Source organism: Legionella navarrensis (assembly GCF_052527415.1).
The window spans coordinates 1-23,454 of sequence record NZ_JBNVZR010000023.1 but is presented as its reverse complement, the minus strand read 5'-3'; the positions used below and the strand labels follow the sequence as shown (position 1 = coordinate 23,454).

Sequence of the window (23,454 nt, the reverse complement as noted above, 5' to 3'; positions counted from 1 at the left end):
AGAATTAATGTGGATTAAAAAAGCGGTTCGTTTGCTTGCGACAGGTGCCGTTGTCGCCTTAAGTGGCTGTTTTAACCAGGACGTGTATCTTCCGCCGGTCATGCCTCTGGACGTTCCGCCTCCGCCAAAGGTGAGGGGCACGATATATCAGCCGGGTTTCGAAGTATTGTTGTATGAAGATCGAATAGCGCGACGCGTAGGAGATGTTTTAACGATTCGCCTTGAAGAAGCAACACAAGGTGAATACCGTGCCAGAACGAGAACGGATAAAAAAGCCATATTGAATTATCCTGTTCCGATTTTGTTCGGTAAATCAGTACCTGCGCTGGAAGTGGATACAAATACAGAACAAAAATTTGACAGTATGGGTAACAGTGATCAGAGTAACCGCTTACGTGGAACGATATCTGTAACCGTTGTGCGTATGTTGCCAAACAGTAATATGGTGGTTCAGGGAGAGTCCTGGGTAACCATCAATCAGGGGCAGGAGTTTATTCAATTGACCGGTATTGTACGGCCGGAAGATATTGGCCCTAATAACATTGTATCCTCACAGCGTGTTGCGGCGGCACAAATCCGCTATGGCGCAAGAGGGCAGGCCGGTTATGCCACACGTGGCGGTCTGATGACGAAATTGTTTAATAGATTTGCACCGTATTGACGCTCAGAAATGTTAAGGAGAACAGATGAGATCACTAATGGATATTGGCGTACACAGCCTCATGGCCTATCAATATGCCATGTCGATAACTGGAAAAAACATCACCAACAAGGATGTGGCTTCGTACAGCCGTCGCGATGTGATTTTTTCTGAGGCGTTCAACGGCATGTTTGGTAATGGTGTCAGTGTGGCTGACACTCGCCGCGTATTTGATGATTCTGCCAACAGAAACGTGCAGCTGAGCAACAGCAGTAAGGCAAAGTCCGACGTCTATCTGCAGAATCTCAAGGATTTTGAAGTGCTGTTTGATGAAAACAGCTACAGTATCTCCACGTACATCAATGACTCATTGACCGCCCTGAACGTGATCAATACGAATCCCGGATCGGCGCAGACACGCGACACCTATCTTTATCAGATGCAAAACATTGCCGCCCGATTCAATGCCATCGACAACAACATTGCGCTGCAGCAAAAAGGTCTCAATACCTCTATTCAGGCAAATGTTGATATGGTCAACAATCTGACAGAAAGCCTGGCACGGATGAACAGTCTTCTGCCCATGGCAGCCGACGGCGAACGGGCTGACCTGCTCGACCAGCGCGATGAGATATTGTCCTCGCTGTCTCAATACCTTTCATTTGAAAGCAGTGCCGACGACAACGGAGCCGTCACTATTGAGCTCAGTAACGGTACGCCTCTGGTCCTCGGTTCGGACGTATCGAGGATGGTAACATATCCCGCCGCAGACGATCCCTCCAGGCTCGAGCTGGCGGTACTGAATAATGGCTCCCGTATCACCGTAACCAGACTCATCAATTCCGGCGAGCTGGGTGGCCTGATGCAATACCAGAGTGCAGCCCTTGAGGAATCAAGAAACGCACTGGGTCGTCTGGCTATTGTTCTGGCTCAAAAGCTCAATGCACAAAATGCGCTGGGCATGGATTTAAATGGTAACCTTGGCGGTAATATTTTCACCGACATTAACCAGTCCGACGCCATGAGGCATCGTGTGATCAATAACACCGGTAATATTGGCAGCGGCGTTTTATCCATTCAAATTGATGACGCCACCCAGTTAACCGGAAGCGACTATGAGGTAACCTTTGACAGCCCCACTCACTACCAGGTCATTCGTAAATCGGATCACCAGGTGATTGGCGACAGTAGCATTACTTCGTTCCCAGCCAGCATGGCGCTGGATGGTTTTGTCTTAAAAATAGACAGTGGCAGCTTTGTTGCCGGTGATAAGTTTACCCTGGCGCCAACACGCTACGCTGCCAGCGAAATATCCGTGGAAATGACCAACGCCAGTAAACTGGCTCTGGCCATGCCGGTTGCAACCTCAGCATCACAAAGCAACAGCGGCGAGGGTACCATAAGTCTGACGGCGGTTACTGACACGCGCAACCCGGCGTTTATTATGTCTGGGTACCTGAATCCACCTATTCGTGTTGAGTTCACCTCTACCGTTACCTATCGATTGGTTAATGCTAACGATAACAGCATACTGGAAGATAACATCAGCTACGACCCGGTCGCGGGCACCGATGTATTTCCCACGGGCGGCGGTATTGATCCGGGTTACCGCGTTAATTTATCAGGCAACATGAGCGTTGGGGATGAATTTTATATTGAGTACAATTCCGATGGCGCTGGTGATAACCGTAATGGTCTGCTTCTGGCTCAATTATATCAGACACCTGTTCTTGAAAAAGGAACCCTGACCTTTGCTCAGGCCTATCAGAGCCTGAGTGATGACATTTCCAGAAAAACCGCCGTTGCTGAACGTCAGGCCTCAACCAATAACACGATCAAAATCCAGGCCGATGCCCGACGGGATCAGATTTCCGGTGTAAGTGAGCTGGAAGAGTTCATGAACCTGACACGCTTTCAGGAATCGATGGAGGCCAGTGCTCAGATTATTGAAGCGGGCCAGAAAGTATTTGAAACCATTATTGGACTTTCAAGGAGATAGGCATGCGATTACCTACGGTCAATCAGTTCAAGACTCAGATACAGTCTCTGTCGCAGCAGTTTGATGACGTCGAGCGCTTGAAAAGGCAGGGAACAACGGGCAAAAAAATCCAGCGCTCCTCCGAGGATCCAATGCTGGCTGGCAAAATTCGAACATTGACTAATGCCATGCAGACAAGCAAAGGCTACAGCCTGAACAATACTCTGGCCACGAGTCGCGTATCGCTGCTGAATACCACACTCGACCAAAGTACGGATCTGATTGGCAAGATCAAGGATTTGATCCTCGCCGCTCAAAGCGACACACTGAGTAATGCAAACCGGGCCAGTATTGCCGAGGAGCTGAAAGGCTACGCGGAAACCCTGCTGGGCTTTGCCAATACTCAGGACGATAATGGTGAGTATATTTTTTCAGGCATGAATGTCCGTGTTGCCCCCTTTATCAGGGACAACAGCGGCTACCATTATCAGGGCGGTGCCGAGTCAATCCGTATCGCCCTCGACAGCAACACAAGCATTCCTTTCAATGACTCAGGCTATCGTGTATTTGGTGATATCAAGACCGGCAACGGCTACTTCACAGTCAGTTCCGATCGTACCAACAACACCGGCAATGGAGTAGCCAGCCCCATTAACCAGATCAACAGTCTCTCCATGGTTAAGGATGATTACACGGTCACCTTTGTTACCAACGGTTCCGGCCAGCTGGCTTATCAGCTGACAGGCGCCACCAGCGGACAGGTGATTCCGGCGCTGCCAGCCGTATCACCAGCGGATGCACCGGCTTACGTTGATGGCGGTAATATCATTTTTAATGGCATGTCGTTTCAGATAACAGGTCAGCCGAACGTTGGGGATACTTTTTACGTCGAGCAAAGCAGATCACAGAACCTGTTTGATACGCTGGACGAGGTGATTAAGATCCTGTCGACCCCCGTAAACACGGATAAAGACCGCGCTGATCTCCATCAGGTGCTGGGTGAGCAGGGTACATCGTTTACTCAGGCCTTTAATCATATACTTCAGTATTTTACCGAAGTGGGAAATCGTGGTAAAACTATTGATGATCAAAAGGTTATGACCGAGAATCGAATTAAGGATCAGGAGTACATGCTCGACAGACTATCCAATGCACCGATGGAAGAAGTCATGCCGGAACTGGTTCAGAAAATGACGTCCCTGGAATTGACTCAGCAAAGCTATCTTAAAATCCAGGAAACTCTGCACAGGCTCTATTCGACTCTGCAGTAAGGCTGGAGATATTATTATTCAGGATGTGACATGCGTTTTATAATTTGGATACAGATTGTTGTGTTGTCGTTATCAGTTGCGCAGGCCGCCCGTATCAAAGACATCACCACCCTTGGCGGGGTACGTGATAATCAGTTGATTGGGTATGGTCTGGTAGTAGGACTGGACGGAACGGGTGACCGTTCCGCTCAGGCGCCGTTTACCGATCAGACCTTTCGTAACATGCTGCAGCAGTTTGGTATCCGTTTGCCGGAAGGGCGTAATGTGCAGTTACGAAACGTGGCAGCGGTTGCTGTCAGCGCTACCCTGCCGCCATTTTCCCGTATTGGTCAAAAAATAGATGTCACGATATCATCCCTTGGAAATGCCCCCAGTCTGCGCGGTGGAAATCTGCTGATGGTGCCGCTCAGAGGTGCTGATAATCAGGTTTATGCCATGGCGCAGGGCAACGTGGTGGTTTCTGGTTTTGGAGCACGTGGCAGCGATGGATCCAAAGTATCGGTTAACTCAACCGGAACCGGCCGTATCGCCAACGGCGCCACCATCGAGCGCGCAGTTCCCATGCCCTATATTCAGGACGGCTTTATCACCTTTGAACTGTCCGAGCCCGACTTTACTACCGCGCAGAGAATCACCGAAACCATTAATCGTGAGCTCGGCTATTCGGCAGCGCAGCCTGTGGATGCCGGCGCGGTCGCCGTCCGCCTCAAACGCGGTTTGACCAAAGACAATTACATGGACAAAAATTCCTACGTTCAGTTCATCTCTGATCTGCAGAATCTCAAGGTTAATCCTGGCGAGGCTGCTGCACGGGTTGTAGTCAATTCGCGCTCAGGTACTATTGTGGTAGGACAGGATGTGACTATATCGCCGATTGCGGTAGCCCATGGTAACCTGTCGGTATCGGTCAAGGAAAATCCCTACGTCAGCCAGCCCAATGCCTTTTCGCGTGGCCGTACGGTTCAGGGCAATGATTCTGACGTAAATGTACAGCAACAGAATCTGCGCGCCTTTGTGTTCTCGCCAGGTACTTCATTGAAAGAGCTGGTTGATGCCATCAACCGTGTTGGGGTAGCGCCTGGGGATTTGATTGCTATCCTCGAAGCCATGAAACAGGCGGGTGCTCTGCATGCCGATTTGGAAGTGATTTAAGGACTGATTATGCCAGTAAGCAACAAAGCATTATACGATTCAGGCGTTTATACCAATGTGCAGGGACTTGCGTCGTTGCGGTATGAATACAAAAATAATGCGCAGGGAGTCAAAAAAGAAGCGGCACAGCAATTTGAATCACTGCTGATTCAAACACTGTTGAAGAGCATGCGCGAGGCCAACAAAGCCTGCAGCAGTGGCTTGATGTCCAGCGATCAGTCTGAGTTATATGGCGATTTGCTGGATAAGCAGTTATCGATGGTGATGTCGAAGGCTGATCTGGGGCTGGCAAAGACCATTGAAAATTATATTGACCGCACCACAGGTGTGTCACCGACACCCAAAACGTCGGTATCAACTCTGCTCAACTCGGCGTCACGTGTGGCATCAACGGCTGTACAGGCATCGAGCGTTGCCGCAAAAACCGTCGCGCAGGCTACGCCAACCTTCGACACGGCGGCCGATTTTGTGAAGGGGCTGTGGGGCCATGCCAGGGAAGCGGCACAGTTGATTGGCGCCGATCCGAAAATACTGCTTGCCCAGGCCGCACTCGAAACCAGCTGGGGAAAGAAAATCATTTCGCAGCAGGACGGTCAGTCAACGCATAACTTATTTAACATTAAGGCCGGCAGCTCCTGGGCTAAAGACAGTGCGAGCGTGAACACGGTAGAGGAGCAGGATGGGGTTCTGGTTAAGGAAAATGCGCGATTCCGATCCTATGATTCCTTTCAGGCCAGTTTTGTTGATTACACGCGGTTTTTACAGCAGAACAGTCGTTACAGCGAAGCGCTGAAAAATGCTCCGGATGCTGAGAAATTCATCCATTCGCTTCAGGACGCTTCTTACGCGACCGACCACCGCTACTCTGATAAAGTGATGGAAATCTACGAAAGCAAAAAATTTAATAAGCTGATAGACGAGATGAACCTGATTTAAATTTAATGTTTTTTAAATTTCCCCGATATCTTATTTAAGAAGAAGAAAAAAAGGAAAGTTACCGTGAAGCCCATTGATGTAGACAAAACCGGTATCGGTTTCATCCGCCATAAGAATAATCCGATAGACGGTCTGGCGACCCATAAATCAGCAGGACATACTCAGCCTGATACACGCTTTGGTGATCAGCTGGTTGATTTACTGTCTATCGTTCGCAACAGCCGTGAGGAGGCTGTTCATCATTCTGTGCGTCTGGATGCGTTGAAGCAGGATATTCGTCAGGACACCTACATCGCTGATGTTGATTTGCTGGTTGATAATATCATGGTCTTTGATTATGAGTGATGATGTAAAACTGCTGGAGCTGATTGAGCGCTTTATTCAACAGACACGCCATTTAACTGCTTTATTACAAAAAGACCTCGACTATTTTCGCGAAAATGATCTGTCGTCTATTGAAAAAAATAACATCAGTAAAAATGAGGCGAATGAACGGCTCATTGAAATTCTGACTGAATTCAACACCATTCCTGACTTGACCCTGAGTCAGGGTAATCTGTATGAGCAATTACTTCAATACACCCGCAATCGCACATCGCAATCAGCTGAACTGGACTATCTCCTGGCTGTCATGCACAACGAACTGGATGCTTACAGCCAATTGCTTAATGTGAATCGCCAGCTGGTAACCGCTAATATGGACTTCATTAAGGATATCTTTTCTGGCCTGATGAATCATTACGATGCCGATGATAAGACGACAACCTATGACAGGCAGGGCCTCCTGGAGCGTGTTTAAATCCTGGCAGGAGCAGTCGTCTGCAGGCATACCAAAATCTTCCCTTCTCCCTCAAGGGAGAAGGAAGCAGATTGTGCCAACGGATTAACTTCAGTTCAAATTAAGATGAGACTGCCCTGGACACATGACTACTCCTGATTCAACCTCGAATTGTGCCGGGATTTCTAAAACCGTAATTCTGCAATACAGGCCCAGTCCGGATCCCAATGCAGGGACTTAACCTGTCTGCTGTCTGTAAACAAATCAAGATAGTTTTGCAGGGTGGGGGCATTACAGGCCGCGATCACCAGATTTTCTCGACCACTTACCGGAAAAACCACGGTTCTTCCCTGAAACTGTGTCGTCATCAGATCAAATACCCGGCGATGATCACGGCGATTGGCCAGATTAACGGCCAGTACGCCATTGTCTGTCAGCCGCGCCTGGCACTGAGCGAAAAACTCAGGTTGATTACAGCTGTCAGGAAATTGATGTGCGTCATATAAGTCAACCAGAATATGCTGGAAATGCTCGTTGCTGCCGGCAATATACTGCGCAGCCTCCGACTGAAGAATGCTCAGATTGTTAATGCGATCGGTCATGAAATACTGCTGAGCCGTCTCAATGACATCTGCCGATAATTCCACAGCCATGATTGGATGACCCTGCAGATAAGGGCTGAGTGCGTGTGCCGCTCCAGCCCCACCCAGACCCAGCATGCATACCGCTCCTGGCTGGGCCCTGGCCATAAAGGTGAGTGCCGTGATGTATTTCAGACCCCTGCGTTGAGGAGACGCTTTGTACAGCAGACTCTGAATGGCATCGCTTTCAAACATCATCCAGCGATAAATACCATTGTCCATGACACGAATACCGCTGGCGCTGCGGTGAATACAACGCCCGCCAAGCGTCTGGAACATCATGCCGACGTCTTTTCCTGTTGAAAGGGGTAGAGCGCACCCAGATTAAGGAGTGTGGACAATTCATCCAGTGCGCGAAACACCTCGTCGACCAGCAACGGATCGGCCAAATCCTGAGCCTTTAGCTCCGTGCGGTAATGTTTTAACACCCAGGCATCCAATTGATCCAGCAGGGCATCATCAACCAGCACACCTGAATGCATGGCCGCCAGCTCCTGAGTATTCAAGGGTACGCGCAAACGCAGACAGGCCGGGCCGCCGCCGTTGCGCATGCTTTGTTTTAAATCGAAATAGTGGATCTGTGAAACTGGATTCTCTGAGTCGCTGAGCAGACGTTTCAGAACGGCCTGTACGCCCATGTGCTGCTCACATTCAGATGGTGCTACCAGCGCCATCCTGCCATCCGTCAGGGTCAGCAGCTGCGAGTTAAACAAATAGGTGGATACTGCGTCCGCGATGCTCAGTTCATCGCTCTTAACCTCAAGAAAGGCTATCTGGAAATCAGCCTTTTTCTGCAACTCATCCAATACCTGCTTTTGATTAACGAAGGCCTGTTCATGAGCGAGTAACACGTATTCGTTGGCCACCGCTATTACGTCGTTGTGAAACACGCCCTGATCAATTGCCTGCGGATTTTGACAGGCGGCAACCCACTGATGTCTGGCCAGGCCATGCTGACGGGCGATTGCCTGTGATGCCTCCAGCGTTTGCCTGGCCGGGTGCTTTATGGGTGCCGGACCGCCGGAATGCAGACCCTGTTTGCCGTACACATACAAATGTATGCCGGGGGCATCGTGGCGTGCGCAGAGCCGGCTGTGATTGGCGGCACCTTCATCACCAGTGACCGCGCTGGCAGGCAGTATCTCGTGATGCTGAAAATGGCGGCTGTCATGAAACACGCGTTGCAGCAGGTATCGGGAAAACCCGGCTTCCTGATGACGGTGTAAATTACTCACCAGGTTAGCTGCGGTAAAATGAACACGTTGATCGGGGCAGTCGAGGCTTGCAGAAACGGTGGCGGCATTGGCCGTCCACATGCTGGATGCCGAGTAACAGGCGCTGAGCAGTTCAGGTGCTTCGCGGCTGGCCTTGTTGAGCTGTGCTGCCACGGTCCCAGTAAATCCCAGTTGATGCAGCAGGTGCAGGTTAGGTCGTTGATGCGGGGGCAATACAGCCTGTTTCAGACCCATGTGATGCAGTTGGCGCATTTTAGCCAGACCCTGTCTGGCGGCAGCCTGCGGATTGGCTGCGCGCTGAGCGTTGGCCATGGACGCCAGATTTCCAGCCGCCAGACCGGCGTAATGGTGGGTAGGCCCCACCAGGCCATCCATGTTAAGTTCGTAAACGGGCATGATCTATCCTTACTTGAGGCCGGGCAGGCGTGTTTCGGGCGTCAGCAAGGCCGGTTTTTCCAGGCTGGCAACGGGATAGGCGCAATAGTCGGCAGCAAAATAAGCGCTGGGACGGTGATTGCCACTTTGCCCTACACCGCCAAAAGGCAGGTTACTGGCTGCTCCCGTGGTGGGGCGATTCCAGTTAATCAGGCCGGCACGCATGCCCTGATAAAACTGCTGATAGCGTTGCGGGTTGTTGCTGAACAGACCAGCTGCCAGGCCGTAACGGGTCTGATTGGCCAGTGCCAGCGCCTGCTCGAAATGATCATAGCGCCATACCTGAATCAAGGGGCCAAAAATTTCCTCATCAGCCGGGTTGCTGACCTCGCTCATATCTACCAGACCCGGCGAGAGCAGGCCAGTGTTGTTTTGCAGCAGTCTCAGGCTGAGCAGGGATTTTCCGCCCATATCCAGCAGATTCTGCTGCGCCTGCAGCACATTCAGAGCCTGTTGATGGCTGGCAACCGGTCCCATAAAGGGTTCTGGCGTGCTGCGACAGTCAGCGACCTCGATGGCACGCACGGCGTCCACCAGACCAGACAGCAGCTGATCGCCCTGGCGTCCCTGTCTGATAAACAGCCGGCGGGCGCAGGTGCAGCGCTGGCCTGAGGTGATCAGGGTCGACAGAATACCATGATAAATTGCCGCGTCATGATCGACGTCGTCATCGATGATCAACGGGTTATTACCCCCCATTTCGAGCGCCAGAATCACATCGGGACGATGACTGAAATGCTGATGAATCCGTTTGCCCGTCTGATAGCTGCCAGTGAAATAAACACCCTGAATATCGGATTCCAGCAGATGTCTGCCGGTGCCGGCATCGCCCTGAATACAGTTCAGAACGCCCGCTGGCAGGCCGCTGTCATGCCAGCACTGCATAATCAGTGCAGCAACCCCTAGGGTAAGCTCGCTGGGTTTGTAGACCACCGTGTTGCCTGCAAGCAGGGCAGGTACGATATGGCCGTTGCTCAAATGAGCCGGAAAATTGAAGGCGCCCAGGACCGCCACCACGCCATGAGGCTTGAAGCGCAGATGCGTGATGGCATCAGCCGTGTCTGCCTGCCTTTCAGCGCAGCGTTCCTGCATGGCCTTGACGGAGATGGCAATTTTTCCAATCACGGCGCTGACCTCGGTTGCAGCCTCCCAAAAGGGTTTGCCCATTTCCAGGGAAATCAACTGCGTAAGCTCAGCTTTTTTTTCACCTACCCGCTCCGCAAAGCGGTTCAGTACCTGGATTCGCTCCTCTACGGGCTGTAAAGACCAGTCCGCAAGGGCTCTGTGAGCGGCAGCAACTGCCTCGCCAGCTTCTCTGGCGTTAGCCGAACGGGTCTGCCAGACGATGGATGCGTCGGCAGGATTAATGGAGGTCAGCGGCCGTCCTTCGCCTGTGCGCCATTGGCCATTGATGTAATGATCAGCTGTCATATTGATTCCTTTAAAGGTGAAACGCGGATCTGGTCTCCCTGACTCAGCTGCAGAAGCCGGGCTACGTCTTTGCTGATAACGCAGGTATTCGCACTTTTGCCTGCAACGACCTGGGTTATGGTGGCACGAAAATCGGCCTGGTTGTTGCTGACCAGATAGGTATGACCACCCACGTCGTCGCTGAGGTTTTTAATGGTCATTGTCTGACTGGATGTCACGGTGCGTATCTGATTAAAGGGCGCTTCGATGGTTGGGCCGGCGTCAAAGATATCAACATAATTATTGTAGCGGAAGCCCTCGTTGAGCAATATGTTCATGGCGGCCTCAGTAGAAGGGTGTGTACGGCCAATAACCGCCTGAGCTTCTGGTTTGAGCAGTTTGACATAGACAGGATTGCGCGGCATCAAATCGGCAATAAACTGTTTGTCGGTAGCGAGAGTCAGCCTGTCTGCTTCGACGTATTCCATTTGAAAAAAATAACGCCCCAGGTTGTCCCAGAAGGGCGAGTGGCCGTTTTCATCGGAAATGCCCCGCATTTCAGCTATCACGATGGGCGCGAAGCGCTCTGGGAATCGGGCCATATACAGGAAACGCGCCCGCGACAGAAGCAGGCCATTACCGTCTTTACGCCAGGCAGGCTCCAGAAACAGCGTGCACAGTTCGCTGCGCCCCTGATTGTCGTTTACCAGGCTGAGGACCTCGTAGTCGCTGCGGATATTAAGTGAATGACAGAAGCGGGTGCGTCTTGACACCTTATAGGAATAAAAGGGGCTGCTGTAGCCCGTGGCTGATTCCAGAGCCGAGCAGCCGATGACCTGGCCGGTGCGGCTGTCTTCCAGCACAAAAAAATAATATTCGTTGCGAGGCTCGCTGATCGGTGAGTCAAATGACTCACAAGACCAGGCGATGCGTTTTTGCAGCATTTTTTTGTCTTTGGGCAGGGTCGTCAGTCCAACACCGCTGTGTATGGCCAGCTGGTGAATGGCGTCCACATCCTTTGCCTGTGCACGTCGAAACAATATCATGATATCAACTCCTCCAGACCACCTTCCGCCAGGTCTTTGAGCAGCAGGGCACTTAAGGTGGCACGTTCAGCCAGGCTGTCAAGCAGGATAAATTCCCGGTCGCTGTGAATACCACCACCGCGAACACCCAGCGTATCAATTACAGGTAAACCATGGCGCGCCAGATTATTGCCATCACAGCAACCGCCGGAATCTTTCCAGTCGCAGGGCAGGCCCAGCTGATCGCTCAGGCGTTTAATGCGCTGAAACAGACGGGTGGTGCCTGTGCAGACCCGTTTGACGGGGCGGCCAAATCCACCGTGAATACTCAGATCGTAGCCATCCCGCTTAAGCTCGTTTCGTATCTGTTGCAGTTGCGCTGTGACCCAGTCTTCGTCTGAGGGCAGACCGATGCGAATATCCAGCTTGCATACGGCTTTGTCGGGAACCACGTTCAGGGCCTCACCGCCAGCGACGCGGCCTACGTTGATGGTGACGCCCTCGCGTTGGCCATTCAGGGCATGAACACGGCAAATGACCTCGGCCAGATAGGCGATGGCATTGCGTCCGTCCTGAAAGGCGCGGCCAGCGTGTGCAGCCTGACCGGTAGCCACCAGTGTTAACTTGCCACTGCCTTTGCGGTTTTTGGCCAGCGTTCCTTCGCAGTCCATCGCGGGTTCATAGACCAGAGCCGTCTGAAAGCGGGGTGCCAGGTCATCGATAAGAGCGCTGGAGGCAGGGGATCCTATCTCCTCGTCGGCGTTGATCAACACGTCCCAGCCAAGGGAGGACGCCGCTGGCATCGCTTCGAAGGCCTCCAGTGCCCGCTGCATCACGATAAGACCACCTTTCATATCGGCAACCCCTGGTCCATTGATTTCGTCTGCGCTGAGCCGGGTCAGGTGTTGAAACGGATGCGTGGGGGAGAAAACCGTGTCCATATGTCCTGCGAGCAGCACACGCCGCTTCAGTTCTGGCCGTTTGCGAATCAACAACGCGTTACCCGTCTGCTGCATAAACAGCTCACCTTCCATGTTCATACTGCTGAATGCGGGGGGGCTGATGCTTTCAATGCTGTCGGCAAGAGGGGAGAATGCGGCAGCCAGCAGGGTTTCTGTCTGTGCGAGTCCGCTCAGGTTCGTGGTTCCTGAATTTACAGAGCAAAGGGAATATAACTGCTGAACCATGTCGTCTCGTGCGTTTTGCAGCGAGCTAAACAGACTTGTGCTGACGGAATCCATCGTTTTATCCAGCGGTAAAGAATTAAGACATTAGCTGAAATTCAACGGATTAACAATATTGACTTGTTGTTTTAAAAGGACTTTATAATTTTATCATTAGCTCACCCCATCTGGCGGGAATGACAGCCCGGAGTTTTGTCGAGTACAGAGTGATTTTTTACAAAAACTCCTTTTTTATTTTCTTTTCTTGCTATAGTGTAGGGTAGTTAACGATGACCGCTGGTTAAAATGAAATCACGAGATAAGCAGTCGGCCAGACGTCAGGCCAGACTCCAGAGCAGACACGATGCTCTGCTCACTGACCTGGATGTCATAGGGCAAGGGTTAATTGAGGGCCGTCCACTCAAGGCGCATGCTCTGGTGGAGTTTTTGTCCCGCCAGATTCCTGGCCTGAACGGCGTTTTGAGCAATTCAAGAAAAGTCCTGGCGAATGCCAATAACTTTTTAATGGCCATTCGTGAACCCACCCGGCTCATGCGTGCGGCCGCTCGTGCGTTACCGCTGGCGGGACTGGCGATTGACGCGCTTAATTTTTTACTCCATCCCTTTGCGCTGGCCGTCGCCCGCATCATGACCGGTGAATGGCCGCCACACAAAACAAGCACAGCAAGTAAATTTGCCTATGCGGTTGTGTTACTGAGTCTGTCTTTGCTGGCCGTATTCATACCGCCGCTGGGACCGTTTATGGCCTTAACCAGCCTCGGGCTTTCCTGTGCCATGGCCATTTGGTCTGTGTACAATGTCAGCAGAGAACAAAAGCAATTGCGGGCGGAGTGGGAATCGTTCAAAAACGGCGAATTAAGAGCCAGGCTGAATAAGGAAGCTGCCAGATTTAATCAACTCTTTGAGGCTAACGCCTTTGCCATGAAAGCCGCCGATTTACGCGCAAGATGGCAGGCCTTATGTCAGGAAGATCCGGCTGATCCCGGGATACAGGAACAAATGATGGCCTGTCAGCGTGACAGTGCCCTGCTGCAAAAGGCCTACGACAGCGCCAAGGCACCTTTGCAGCGTCTGCTGGACAAACGGGTTCGAATCAAGCAGAAACACGATAAAATCATTTCTTCGACTTACACCTACGATAAACTGGTCAGTCTTGGAACCGTGACGCTGGCTTTCCTGGGCGTGGCCATGGCTCTGGCTATTCCCCCTGTGGCTCCCATTGGATTCAGCATAGCGGCGGCCTCTCTCTCGGTGCTCGCGCTGTATGGCATGGCACGGTTTTTCTCCCCGTTGTTGATCAGAAAGCCTGTGCCCAGACTGCCTGATGATTCTGACAACAGCCAATACCTGCCCTCGGGAAGCAGTACCAGTCAGCTGGCGAGCCACCTGTCGCCGGACGATCCGGGGCAGGCCATGCAGGCAGGCGTACGCAACGGGCATCCGCTGCATCCGGACGGTTTTGATTATCTTCGGAGGCTTAACAGGCTGGATCTTCCGGAAGAGGTGCTGACTGAGAGAGAAGATGAGGACAGGGGCTGTCGATTATGATTGGCATCCTTTTTTCTGTTATCCTTACGCACACCATAATTCTGCCTGATGAAACATGACAATTGAAATTTATACTGACGGTGCCTGTAAAGGAAATCCGGGACCTGGAGGCTGGGGCGCCTTACTGCGGCAGGACGGCCGCGAAAAAACCATTCATGGCGGGGAATCCCATACCACCAACAATCGTATGGAGCTCATGGCTGCCATTAAGGCACTGGAGGCTTTGAAAAGACCCTGTGATGTAAACCTGCATACCGACTCGCAATACCTGCGTCAGGGTATGACGGAGTGGATGGCCGGCTGGAAGAGGAAGGGCTGGCGTAATTCCAAAAACGAGCCGGTCAAAAACGCTGACCTGTGGAAACGCCTCGATGAGCTGGCCAGCCAGCACAGAATTTCCTGGCATTGGGTGAAGGCACACAACGGCCATCCCGACAATGAGCGGGTTGACGCGCTTGCCAATCAAGGCATTCTCGAGCTGAGGAGCATGGATTAATGCGTCAGATTATACTGGATACGGAAACCACCGGTATCGGCCATGAATCCGGTCATCGTATTATTGAAATTGGCTGTGTGGAGCTGCTGGATCGCAAGCTCACAGGTAATCATTACCACGTTTACCTGAATCCTGAGCGCGAAGTTGATGAGGGCGCGTTTCGTGTGCATGGCATCAGCAGCGAATTTTTACGTGATAAACCCCTGTTTAAAGACATCATCGATGATCTGCTGGCCTTTATCAAAGGGGCGGAACTGATTATTCATAACGCTCCCTTTGACGTGGGATTCCTCAATGCTGAACTGAGCCGGATGCAGTGGCCCAAAAACCTCGGTCATTATTGCCAGATAGTTGATACTCTGGTCATGGCGCGCGACAAACATCCTGGTCAGCGTAACAGTCTGGATGCCCTGTGCAAGCGCTACGATATTGATAATTCCAATCGTCAATTACACGGCGCGTTACTGGATGCTGAGATTCTGGCTCTTGTATACCTGGCCATGACCGGTGGCCAGGCTACGCTGTTTGACGATCATCAGGAAACCGCGGCCCCAGGGCAGACGTCGCTTCGGCACAATGAAATACTCAGCTGTAATTCACCGGTAATTGAAGCAACAGCTGAGGAGCTTGAGCGGCACGAGGATTTTGTCCGCTTTCTGATTAAAAAATCAGGCCTGAACCGCTTTGAGGCATCCAGCGAGCCGGTCTGAGTTCAGGCCGGATTATCGCTCTTTTCCGGGGCCTCAATCAGTTCCACCCCATCTTCTTTTTTTAGCTGGGAAAAGATAGTGACGGATATCAGAGTCAAGGCGCCCATGGCTATGAAGGTCTGATGAAAGGTATGCAGGGTCAGGGACGATGGATTGCTGTGGTCGGCTGTAAAGAAGCGAACCAGTATGGCAGCAATGGCCACGCCAAAGCTTTGTGCCAGCTGTTGAATGGTGCTCATGATGCTGGTGGCAGCTCCGGTGTCGCGTTGTGCAATGTTGGCATACGCCAGCGAATTCATCGCCGTGTACTGCATGGAAATTAAAAAACCATACAAAAAAGTCAGCAGGGCAATAAACCAGATGGGTGTCGATTCGTTGATCAAGGCAAAGGAACACAGTGACAGGCCAACGAGGAATGTGTTGAGGATCAGAACCTGCTTGTAGCCAAGGACGCGTAAAATGGGTAACGACATGGGCTTGATTAATAAAACACCCAGCGCGGTAGGTGCGAGCAGCATGCCTGATAACTGTGGCGAGTAACCCAGGCTTATCTGCAGTAACAGGGGCAGCAGAAACGGAACGCCGCCGAAACCGGTACGCGACAGCAGATTACCCAGCGCAGACACCCGAAAGGTGCGGCAGCTTAACAGGCTCACGTTGGCAATAGGGTGTGCTTTATTGCGCGAATGCCAGGTGTAGTAAAGAAGCAGGAAAACCGCCAGAGAGATGACCAGAATCGATTCACCGTTTTCAATATCCGACTCACTGAGCGTTGCCAGGCCGTAGGTTAACGTAGCGAGGCCGCTGCCAAACAGGACAAATCCGAATTTATCCAGTGGAGGAACCGCACAGGGAGGAATAAAGGGCAGCCATTTAACAGACATCAACAGCGTCAGAATACCAACGGGAATGTTGACAAAAAATATCCATCGCCAGGAAGCATTGTGCGTAATAATACCACCCAGAACCGGTCCAAGCATCATGCCCAGTGCCGCAACCATGACCACAATACTCATTTTTGAAATCAGCTCGTGCCGTTCGCAGGTGCGCAGAATAATCAGCCTGCCAACCGGAAGGGTCAGCGAGCCACCCAGCCCCTGAGCAACACGGGCCATGATGAGACCAGTCAGACTATCTGTGAGTCCACACCAGACGGAACTTAAGGTAAATACGCCAACGGCTGTCATGAACACACGCTTGATGCCGAATTTATCAGCCACCCAGCCACTGATTGGGATGAAAATCGCAAGACTCAGTAAATAGCTTATGAGCGCCAGTTTCAAATCAATGGGATTGACGTTCATGCTCTCGGCCATAACGGGGATGGCGGTGTTGATAATGGTGGTATCCATGGCCTCCATAAACATGGCGAAGGATACGATGAGCAGAATAAGATTTTTTTTCATGATGAGCTTACTTTATCTGTTCCTGCGGCAAAGATCCATGCCCTGCAGGGTGAGATAAGGAGAGAGGCTGTGATTAATTCCGCATTGTTATCGAGCGAAGCACGTTCGGAGTTCCGAACCATGGATTGCATAAACCATGGCAAGGTGTGCATAATGCTGGGCTTTTATAGCGTTGCCTGGCAAGGATGACGTAGCCGGGGTGGTCTTTTGTAATCCAAGGGGGAATTGTGCCTGACGTAGACACGTCTGAACCTCATCTTCAAAGCTGGCTTACCGATCGTATGAGTCGGCTGGGCTACGTTTGTGAAGCCACCTGTTTTGGGGTCGCTCAGATGGCTGTTCAGGCTATGTTACTGGATGAGCTGGACGTATTTTTTAAGCGCCTGAATGTTATTGCTGCTATTCCTGTTGATGCTTTTTCCAACGATGATATCGCCGGTTTTCCGCCTGCTTTTGTTAACGAGGTGCGTGCTTTTTTTGAGGGGATAGTGCTCTATCAGCAACCAGCAAAATACCCACAGGCATTTGAAAACGTGCCGGCAACTCAAAATGCCGCGTTATCGGCTTTGCTGACAACATCAGTTAAACTGGAGCGGCAGGGCGGGTTGTTTTTGGCTGGCAGTTTTAGCGGTATTTATACACCATCGGCCTTAACCTCGTATTTTCAAGGCTTGCAAAAACTGATGGAACGCCATGATCACAGGCGACTTCAGCCTGTGGCAATTGTTATTCTGAATATTGATCATGCCATTGCGGTTGGATATTCCCCCAGAAACCGCGGCTGGTATTTCGTTAACGCGAATAAACTGGTCTCAGAACCTGTTCCCCGGGTCTGGAGGCTGTCCGGGATGACAATGACAGCCATGTCGAGCAACTGGGTTACCGCGATCATCACGCGATTCTACGGCATGAGACAGCATGCCGGGTTTTTCAGATATCTGTTTGAGGCATGGCGCAGAACGCCTGAGTGGCAGTCAATACATACGATCTCAGCTCACAATCTGAGCTTAGTCGACAGTTTTAAAATCAGCTGGCTGCACATTGCCCTTGAAGGTAATCAATTTCACACGGCTCGAACTTTGCTGAGAGAAGGTGCCAAAGTCCGCGTCCGGGACGACTATTCTTATCTGCTGTATGCTGTCGTGGAATGGGAGCAGGGCTGGATAATACGTCTGCTGAAAAAGTATGGCGCAAATTCGCAATCGGTAATCAATAAACCCCTGGATCAATTTCATAAATACATTTCGCTGCGCAATGAATATGTTCGCCGTCGGGCCAGTCTTTTCATTGCCAGACAGACAGCTGCCGGACTGGTTACCACGCACATCCCGATAACATCCTGCCAGCTTGCCTGCATTCTGGGTGATCAATACATAATGAGGCTCCTGGCAGGCTCTGAGGGTATTCATCCCGACCTTAATCCGACCTTACTGAAGCGGCTGCATCAGTTTATCAGGCGGGTTGCTCCCGGTGTTTACAGGAAAGCAGGGGACTATCGGAGGGCTGCTGTGTATCAGGCAGCGCACGATCTCCTGTTTTTGTATCAGTGTTTTGCCCGTCTTGAAGAGGAAGATATTCCCCTTGCCGCGAAGGTAGGGGAATTAAACGACATCGTGCAGGCCATTTTGTCAGAAAACACAGGGAAAAGAACAGTTGAATACGTCAAGGTCTGTTGACAATTCAACGCCCTCTCTCTTCGTCCCGCGTCAATTGTTAACACGCCCCGGCTCCCCATGACCATCCCATTAAAAAATACCTCGTCAATTCCGGTTGTAACGAAGCTGATGGTGCGGACTTCATGAGATGACCGTGTGCGTATTATTTATTCTGCTTGACATTAGTTTATTGATTGTTAACATGCATTACTCATTTTGGTTAATTTATACCTGGTAATTATGGCTAGTCAATATCCGTTTTTTACGGACGCAGCGCAGGGCACTGAACCTGGCGTATCTCTGCAAACTTTTTTTTCCCGTTTTCCAAAGCAAGAATTCTGGCGATTTTTTATAGAGAGAATACGTTATGATCTGCGCCCTTTTGTGTATAGAGAGTCATTCAAAATCATGGGTGGAAAAGAAACGGTTGAGCTTTCAGCAATAAAGTCATTCGTTAAACAATTTCGGATGCGTGTACGTGACTTATCTTCCTGCGGTGCTTCCTTTGCTGCCGATGCCATTTCATTATTTCATGCTGAAGACAAAATGGATGACCTGGTCTTTGATATTCTTGAGAGTGGCAGTTATGGGCTGGGCTGGATTAACTTTGAGCAAAGTGAGCCAGGTTATTTAAAACATGTAACCGAAGGTTTTTGTTTTATTCTGGATAATCTCAGTACAGATGCTCCGCTTACCAATGATTTTATAAAAAAACTTCATGAAATCTGTACGCGGGATGTTAAGAATATGCTGGAGCAGGTACCGGGACAGTTTCGAACAGAAATCGTCTCGTGGAGTATGACCAGAACATTTGATTCCCTTTGTGGATTAACCGAATCCATTACCCACCTTCAGTTAGTTGAGCAAAAATACCAGTTTCCAGGGACAAACTTAGCTACAAAGCCTAAAAATGGATCAGTAAAGTGCTATAGTTCTTTCGTTGGCCATGATCCCCGGGAACTGGCCAACGAACTCATGGAATCTGTTAAAAATGGCGGGCTGGTAAGTTATTATACAAACGAACAGCCTTCCACTAATAATTTTCTGAATGATGTTACAGAGCATCTTCTCAATGAGCTCAACAGCTCTCTGAATAAAGCTGCAACTGAAAAAGACAAACTTAAATCTATATTTACCTTTATAAAATATACAGTATTACATCATCCCTTCACGGATGGCGTTGGTCGCACGTACTCCATGATTCTTCTGCAATATCTTTTAATGAAAGAAAAGCTGCTGCCATTTCTGATAGTTAACTCTAATATAATTCCGGGTTTTTCAGTTGATGAACTGATAGAGTGTTATTTGAAAGGCAAAGAAGAAATGAAAAGGATATTAAACGATCCGTCGTATATAAGCAGTGCCGATTTCTTCGATCCGAATGTTTCAACAGAAGATATTCTTGAAAAAGCGCCTGAAAAATTTAAGACTCTGTTCCAGGAATGCCTGACTGTCTGGAGTACAAAAATTACGGAATGTATAGAACAGTGCAGTCCGGACGCCACGTTAACAGCAGGAAGTCAAACACAGGATTTTTCATGAAAAGGATCAGGACAATTATCAACACGCCATTCAAGGCCTGACCCCATAGATGCACAGATGCGCATGGGACCGACCTCACTGCCATTCCGATTACGATACCGAAGAATTTCACGGAGCATCCGAGCCGCGATCCGGATGCTCCCTGTTTCATGCCGGAGATCCTTAATTTGGACCCGACCTGTGTCTGGGTTTATCTGAATCGTGAAGGCATCTCCGATTCAGGTGATTCCAGCATCAACTCTCTGCGCGCTGCTTTGATCAACTGACGATCTGGTTTAAACAAACCTTGTTCATCCGCGCTTTGTGAAGCTTTTGTCGCGGCAACCGATGCTGCCACTTGATTGCCTGCCTCAACCCGCGCTGTTCGGCTGGCGCGCCCGTCTGTTAAAACCTGGGCAAAAAAGCGTAATGGACCTGCCAGGCATTGTTGTTTCTCACTGCCTTCATATTTTGAGGCCAGACTCGTCATTTGACTTGCGTGAACTGCCGATGTCTTCTGCTGATGCCGGGTTCCTGATGCAACTTGCAATGATTCCATGAGAAGCGGTTCATGTTCAGCCATGTTGCCCAGAGTCTCCAGCAACAAACTCTGATACTCAGGGCTGCATAGCAAGCCTCCGTCGATGGCAATTTCACAAAAATTAATGCCATACATATCACTTAGCCTTGACGTAGCACTGATAAATCGGGCATACGGGAAACTCGACGGAAAACGCTGATTTAAATTGACGACCAGCTTTCTTGCTTCTTCCTCAGAAATATGCAAAAAGAAAGCGATATCCATCTTACGACCCACATAATCACTTCCTTGCTGAAATCTTGCATACTTCAATACTTCCTTGCAACCGAACATTCTCATCAATGAGTATTCTGTGGCATCCGAGGTTATGGATAATTTATGCGTTGCCAGCGTCTTGTTCAGGGCGGGCTTCACCTGTTCAAATATCGGTGCTTGTCTTTCAACATAAGCCTGATAGGCACGCACAGTACGCGGGTTGGCAAACTGCTCATCGATACATTGCAATATCAGGTGGAAATGAGTGGATATGGCTTCCAGGGAGAGGCTGATATCCTGCATAGATAAATACTCCCGACCACCATGGCTACAGCTGTCCTCGCCAAACATTTCCTTTAAACTTCGAGCAAGTATTTTTGCATCTTTATAGGAAATGCCGAGGCGGATGTTGATATAACCCGGCTTTGATGGGTGAGGAATATATTCGCAACCGGTTGGATTGAGTTCGCTACCGACCAGTTTCAACAAGGTGTTTTCAAAAATATCTGTATGATTCGTAGTGATGTGATATGGCTGCAAATGCCTGTTAAGCCCGGCCGTCAGTTGTTCAAAGCCGAACCGTTTATGAGGCAGATAAATCTCATTCAGTTTTTGTGCGCCTTGTTTCATCAAATCAACAACGCGCTGACATTTTTCGGCCAGGAATGGCTGGTTTTGGGTGTTAACCACCAATGCCTGAACACTATAGACTCTGACATTTGACAGATAGCGTATGCCTTCCTCCCGGATCTTTCTGGTATTGTCTTTTACAGCGCCCCCATCGCCTATCGCAGCGTGACGGGAAATATCACGGGACCCCGCTCCGCTTTGTGCAACTCCGACGCATTGCTCTACGATATCTGTAGATTGCGCAATCCGTGCCGACTGCAAAACTCCACCAGAAGGACGTCTATCCGCACTTTCCCTGACGCCATGCTGTACAAGATCATGTTCAATGAATATCACCATACAGGCATTTTTTTCCATGGCTGCATATACTTCGGGTTGCGTCTGTTTCAACTCATCAGCAAAATCATTGGGAATTTCGGTAGCTTTTAATGCAACTGGTGGGCCACTGTCTCTACCCAGACAAGTCAATCCACGGCGACCTGAGTAACCGTAGCCACCGTGCAGGGTCAGATGCTCTCTTCGGATCCCGTCTTCAGAAATCGTAATTACTAAGACTCGTTTTGTTTCATTGTGGTTGTTATAAAAGGGTACAAACTCCGCAGATGTGGCGCCACGCCCGTCACTATCGCTTTTTGCCGGCGTCCCGGGCAGTGCTGCCACAACAGACGTTAATGATATGGCATAGCTTTTATTTCTGAACAAAATATTGTAGTCACGACAAGCTTCATAGATAAGCGATTGCAGATTGTGAGTGTCTTGTTTAGGTAATCGGATTTCAGCTGATTTGACATCAAAAGAAGGCGTATGCACAAGAGGCAAAACATGGCGCTCGTCAGCTTCGCCGTTCTTGCAGAGAACAAACTGTAAAGAATCAATCATTGTGGTTGTTTCCGGATTTCGCTCAACAGCTGATACGGCCTGTTCGTTAAAACTGAAGAGATCCGAGCTTGATGATGCCATATTTTTCTCCGCGTCGTTAATTATGGATACATAATAGCCGGAACTGTAGTTGTAAAGAATCTTTCGGTCAAGTAGGTAAAATTACGTATTTTTATGATTGGAGAAAGGCATCATACAACATCAGTAGCTGGTAATTTTCATTGCCCACAATTTAGCCGGGAAGCATGTATCAACAAGGGATTATGTTTCCTGTTAGAGAGAACAAAAGTGAGGCTCTACAACGGCAGGAAGTCAAACACAGGATTTTTTATGAAAAGGATTATATAATCTTTGCGTTTTATGTGCTTATGCACAACAACGTGACGGGAAAAGCATGAAATTGTATTTAGCATCAAAAAGCCCGCGGCGCAGGGCCTTGCTGGCGCAAATGGGCGTTGAAGTTGAGCTGCTGTTGCTTGATGTTCCTGAAGAAACCCGGCCAGATGAATCGCCAGAGGCGTATTCCCTGCGCATTACCTGCGAAAAACTTCAGGCCTCTGTTGCCAGACTTCAGCATGAGCAGCTGCCCATCCTGCCCGTGCTCTGTGCCGACACGGAGGTGGTTGTTGATCAGCATATTGCTGGTAAGCCGCGTGATTATGATCATGCTTTTGCCATGCTGAAGCAGTATTCCGGCCGAAGCCATCAGGTGATCACCAGTGTAGGAATCCAGTACCATGATTACCAGAAAACAGTCACCCACATCAGCACAGTCACATTCGCTACCATGCCGGATGAAGCCATACATCACTATCTGGCCATGGGTGATTACAAAGACAAAGCCGGAGCGTACGGTATTCAGAGTTATATCGGGCAGTTTATCTCCAATATTGACGGTTGTTTCTATTCCGTCATGGGTCTGCCGCTGAACGTGGTCAGAGAACTGCTGCTGGACCTGGACAGTTACAACTATGGGGAACCAGTAACAAAAAGTTAAACTGGTCAGCATTTACACTGTGCTGGACAAAAACTCCAGTCTGTTATTCCCGTGCCTGATTTGACCATAGATCCCCGCCCTTCCAATTAGCCTTAAGTTTTGCTTGACACTCTAAGCCCCCTACGTACCGC

20 protein-coding genes are annotated in these 23,454 nt (G+C 50.0%); 13 read left to right on the top strand and 7 right to left on the bottom strand.

Features of this window, described 5'->3' with window-relative positions:
* The first annotated feature begins 7 nt into the window (after positions 1-7).
* The 7 genes from ACQUTA_RS11655 to ACQUTA_RS11625 all read left to right on the top strand — a co-directional run bounded on the left by ACQUTA_RS11655 (position 8) and on the right by ACQUTA_RS11625 (position 6,776).
* Positions 8-661 carry a flagellar basal body L-ring protein FlgH gene (locus ACQUTA_RS11655; RefSeq protein WP_444988428.1) on the top strand — a complete coding sequence of 218 codons (654 nt, stop codon included), beginning with the start codon at positions 8-10 and terminating at the stop codon, positions 659-661.
* A gap of 25 nt (positions 662-686) precedes the next feature.
* Positions 687-2,639: a flagellar hook-associated protein FlgK gene (gene flgK, locus ACQUTA_RS11650; protein ID WP_444988427.1), complete on the top strand. Its 1,953-nt coding sequence runs from the start codon at positions 687-689 to the stop codon at positions 2,637-2,639.
* A 2-nt stretch (positions 2,640-2,641) separates the two neighbouring features.
* Positions 2,642-3,889 (top strand): flagellar hook-associated protein FlgL, encoded by a 1,248-nt coding sequence (flgL, locus tag ACQUTA_RS11645; RefSeq protein ID WP_444988426.1) that lies wholly within the window; start codon positions 2,642-2,644, stop codon positions 3,887-3,889.
* Positions 3,890-3,919: 30 nt separating this feature from the next.
* The gene (locus tag ACQUTA_RS11640) at positions 3,920-5,041 is read left to right on the top strand and encodes a flagellar basal body P-ring protein FlgI (RefSeq protein ID WP_444988425.1); all 1,122 of its coding nucleotides are present in this window, start codon (positions 3,920-3,922) and stop codon (positions 5,039-5,041) included.
* Between the two features lie 9 nt (positions 5,042-5,050).
* The gene (gene flgJ / locus ACQUTA_RS11635) at positions 5,051-5,977 is read left to right on the top strand and encodes a flagellar assembly peptidoglycan hydrolase FlgJ (RefSeq protein WP_444988424.1); all 927 of its coding nucleotides are present in this window, start codon (positions 5,051-5,053) and stop codon (positions 5,975-5,977) included.
* A 63-nt stretch (positions 5,978-6,040) separates the two neighbouring features.
* Positions 6,041-6,322, top strand: a complete 282-nt coding sequence (locus tag ACQUTA_RS11630) for a hypothetical protein (protein WP_444988423.1) — start codon at positions 6,041-6,043, stop codon at positions 6,320-6,322.
* Positions 6,315-6,776, top strand: a complete 462-nt coding sequence (locus ACQUTA_RS11625) for a hypothetical protein (RefSeq protein ID WP_444988422.1) — start codon at positions 6,315-6,317, stop codon at positions 6,774-6,776. Before ACQUTA_RS11630 ends, ACQUTA_RS11625 begins: the two co-directional genes overlap by 8 nt.
* A gap of 164 nt (positions 6,777-6,940) precedes the next feature.
* On the opposite strand, the gene ACQUTA_RS11620 is transcribed toward ACQUTA_RS11625, so the two are convergent.
* The 5 genes from ACQUTA_RS11620 to ACQUTA_RS11600 are packed head-to-tail and all read right to left on the bottom strand — an operon-like array spanning position 6,941 to position 12,742.
* The gene (locus ACQUTA_RS11620; RefSeq protein ID WP_444988421.1) at positions 6,941-7,678 is read right to left on the bottom strand and encodes a spermidine synthase; all 738 of its coding nucleotides are present in this window, start codon (positions 7,676-7,678) and stop codon (positions 6,941-6,943) included.
* Positions 7,675-9,027 carry an N-succinylarginine dihydrolase gene (gene astB / locus ACQUTA_RS11615; protein ID WP_444988420.1) on the bottom strand — a complete coding sequence of 451 codons (1,353 nt, stop codon included), beginning with the start codon at positions 9,025-9,027 and terminating at the stop codon, positions 7,675-7,677. The genes ACQUTA_RS11620 and astB overlap by 4 nt, the downstream gene beginning before the upstream one ends.
* A 9-nt stretch (positions 9,028-9,036) precedes the next feature.
* Complete coding sequence (gene astD, locus ACQUTA_RS11610; RefSeq protein WP_444988419.1) at positions 9,037-10,497, bottom strand: succinylglutamate-semialdehyde dehydrogenase; 1,461 nt, start codon at positions 10,495-10,497, stop codon at positions 9,037-9,039.
* Positions 10,494-11,522: an arginine N-succinyltransferase gene (astA, locus tag ACQUTA_RS11605; RefSeq protein ID WP_444988418.1), complete on the bottom strand. Its 1,029-nt coding sequence runs from the start codon at positions 11,520-11,522 to the stop codon at positions 10,494-10,496. The genes astD and astA overlap by 4 nt, the downstream gene beginning before the upstream one ends.
* Positions 11,519-12,742 (bottom strand): hydrolase, encoded by a 1,224-nt coding sequence (locus ACQUTA_RS11600; RefSeq protein WP_444988417.1) that lies wholly within the window; start codon positions 12,740-12,742, stop codon positions 11,519-11,521. Before ACQUTA_RS11600 ends, astA begins: the two co-directional genes overlap by 4 nt.
* 228 nt (positions 12,743-12,970) lie before the next feature.
* Between ACQUTA_RS11600 and ACQUTA_RS11595 the strand changes: the two genes are divergently transcribed.
* From ACQUTA_RS11595 to dnaQ, 3 genes are read left to right on the top strand one after another with little or no spacing between them, the layout of a single operon-like run.
* Positions 12,971-14,233 carry a hypothetical protein gene (locus ACQUTA_RS11595; RefSeq protein WP_444988416.1) on the top strand — a complete coding sequence of 421 codons (1,263 nt, stop codon included), beginning with the start codon at positions 12,971-12,973 and terminating at the stop codon, positions 14,231-14,233.
* A 55-nt stretch (positions 14,234-14,288) separates the two neighbouring features.
* A complete protein-coding gene (gene rnhA, locus ACQUTA_RS11590; protein WP_444988415.1) occupies positions 14,289-14,729 on the top strand; it encodes a ribonuclease HI in 441 nt (146 codons plus the stop codon).
* Positions 14,729-15,439: a DNA polymerase III subunit epsilon gene (gene dnaQ, locus ACQUTA_RS11585; protein WP_444988414.1), complete on the top strand. Its 711-nt coding sequence runs from the start codon at positions 14,729-14,731 to the stop codon at positions 15,437-15,439. The genes rnhA and dnaQ overlap by 1 nt, the downstream gene beginning before the upstream one ends.
* Before the next feature lie 2 nt (positions 15,440-15,441).
* Here dnaQ and ACQUTA_RS11580 read toward each other — a convergent pair whose 3' ends face one another.
* The gene (locus ACQUTA_RS11580) at positions 15,442-16,845 is read right to left on the bottom strand and encodes a DHA2 family efflux MFS transporter permease subunit (RefSeq protein WP_444988413.1); all 1,404 of its coding nucleotides are present in this window, start codon (positions 16,843-16,845) and stop codon (positions 15,442-15,444) included.
* Between the two features lie 227 nt (positions 16,846-17,072).
* On the opposite strand from ACQUTA_RS11580, the gene ACQUTA_RS11575 reads away from it, so the two are divergent.
* Both ACQUTA_RS11575 and ACQUTA_RS11570 read left to right on the top strand, forming a co-directional pair.
* A complete protein-coding gene (locus tag ACQUTA_RS11575; RefSeq protein WP_444988412.1) occupies positions 17,073-18,521 on the top strand; it encodes an ankyrin repeat domain-containing protein in 1,449 nt (482 codons plus the stop codon).
* 219 nt (positions 18,522-18,740) lie between these two features.
* A complete protein-coding gene (locus ACQUTA_RS11570; protein WP_444988411.1) occupies positions 18,741-20,042 on the top strand; it encodes a hypothetical protein in 1,302 nt (433 codons plus the stop codon).
* A gap of 190 nt (positions 20,043-20,232) precedes the next feature.
* On the opposite strand, the gene ACQUTA_RS11565 is transcribed toward ACQUTA_RS11570, so the two are convergent.
* Positions 20,233-22,407, bottom strand: a complete 2,175-nt coding sequence (locus ACQUTA_RS11565) for a hypothetical protein (RefSeq protein WP_444988410.1) — start codon at positions 22,405-22,407, stop codon at positions 20,233-20,235.
* 313 nt (positions 22,408-22,720) lie between these two features.
* Here ACQUTA_RS11565 and ACQUTA_RS11560 point away from each other — a divergent pair, with 313 nt between their 5' ends.
* On the top strand, positions 22,721-23,323 hold the full coding sequence (locus ACQUTA_RS11560) for a Maf family protein (RefSeq protein WP_444988409.1): 603 nt from the start codon (positions 22,721-22,723) through the stop codon (positions 23,321-23,323).
* Positions 23,324-23,454: the final 131 nt, after the last annotated feature.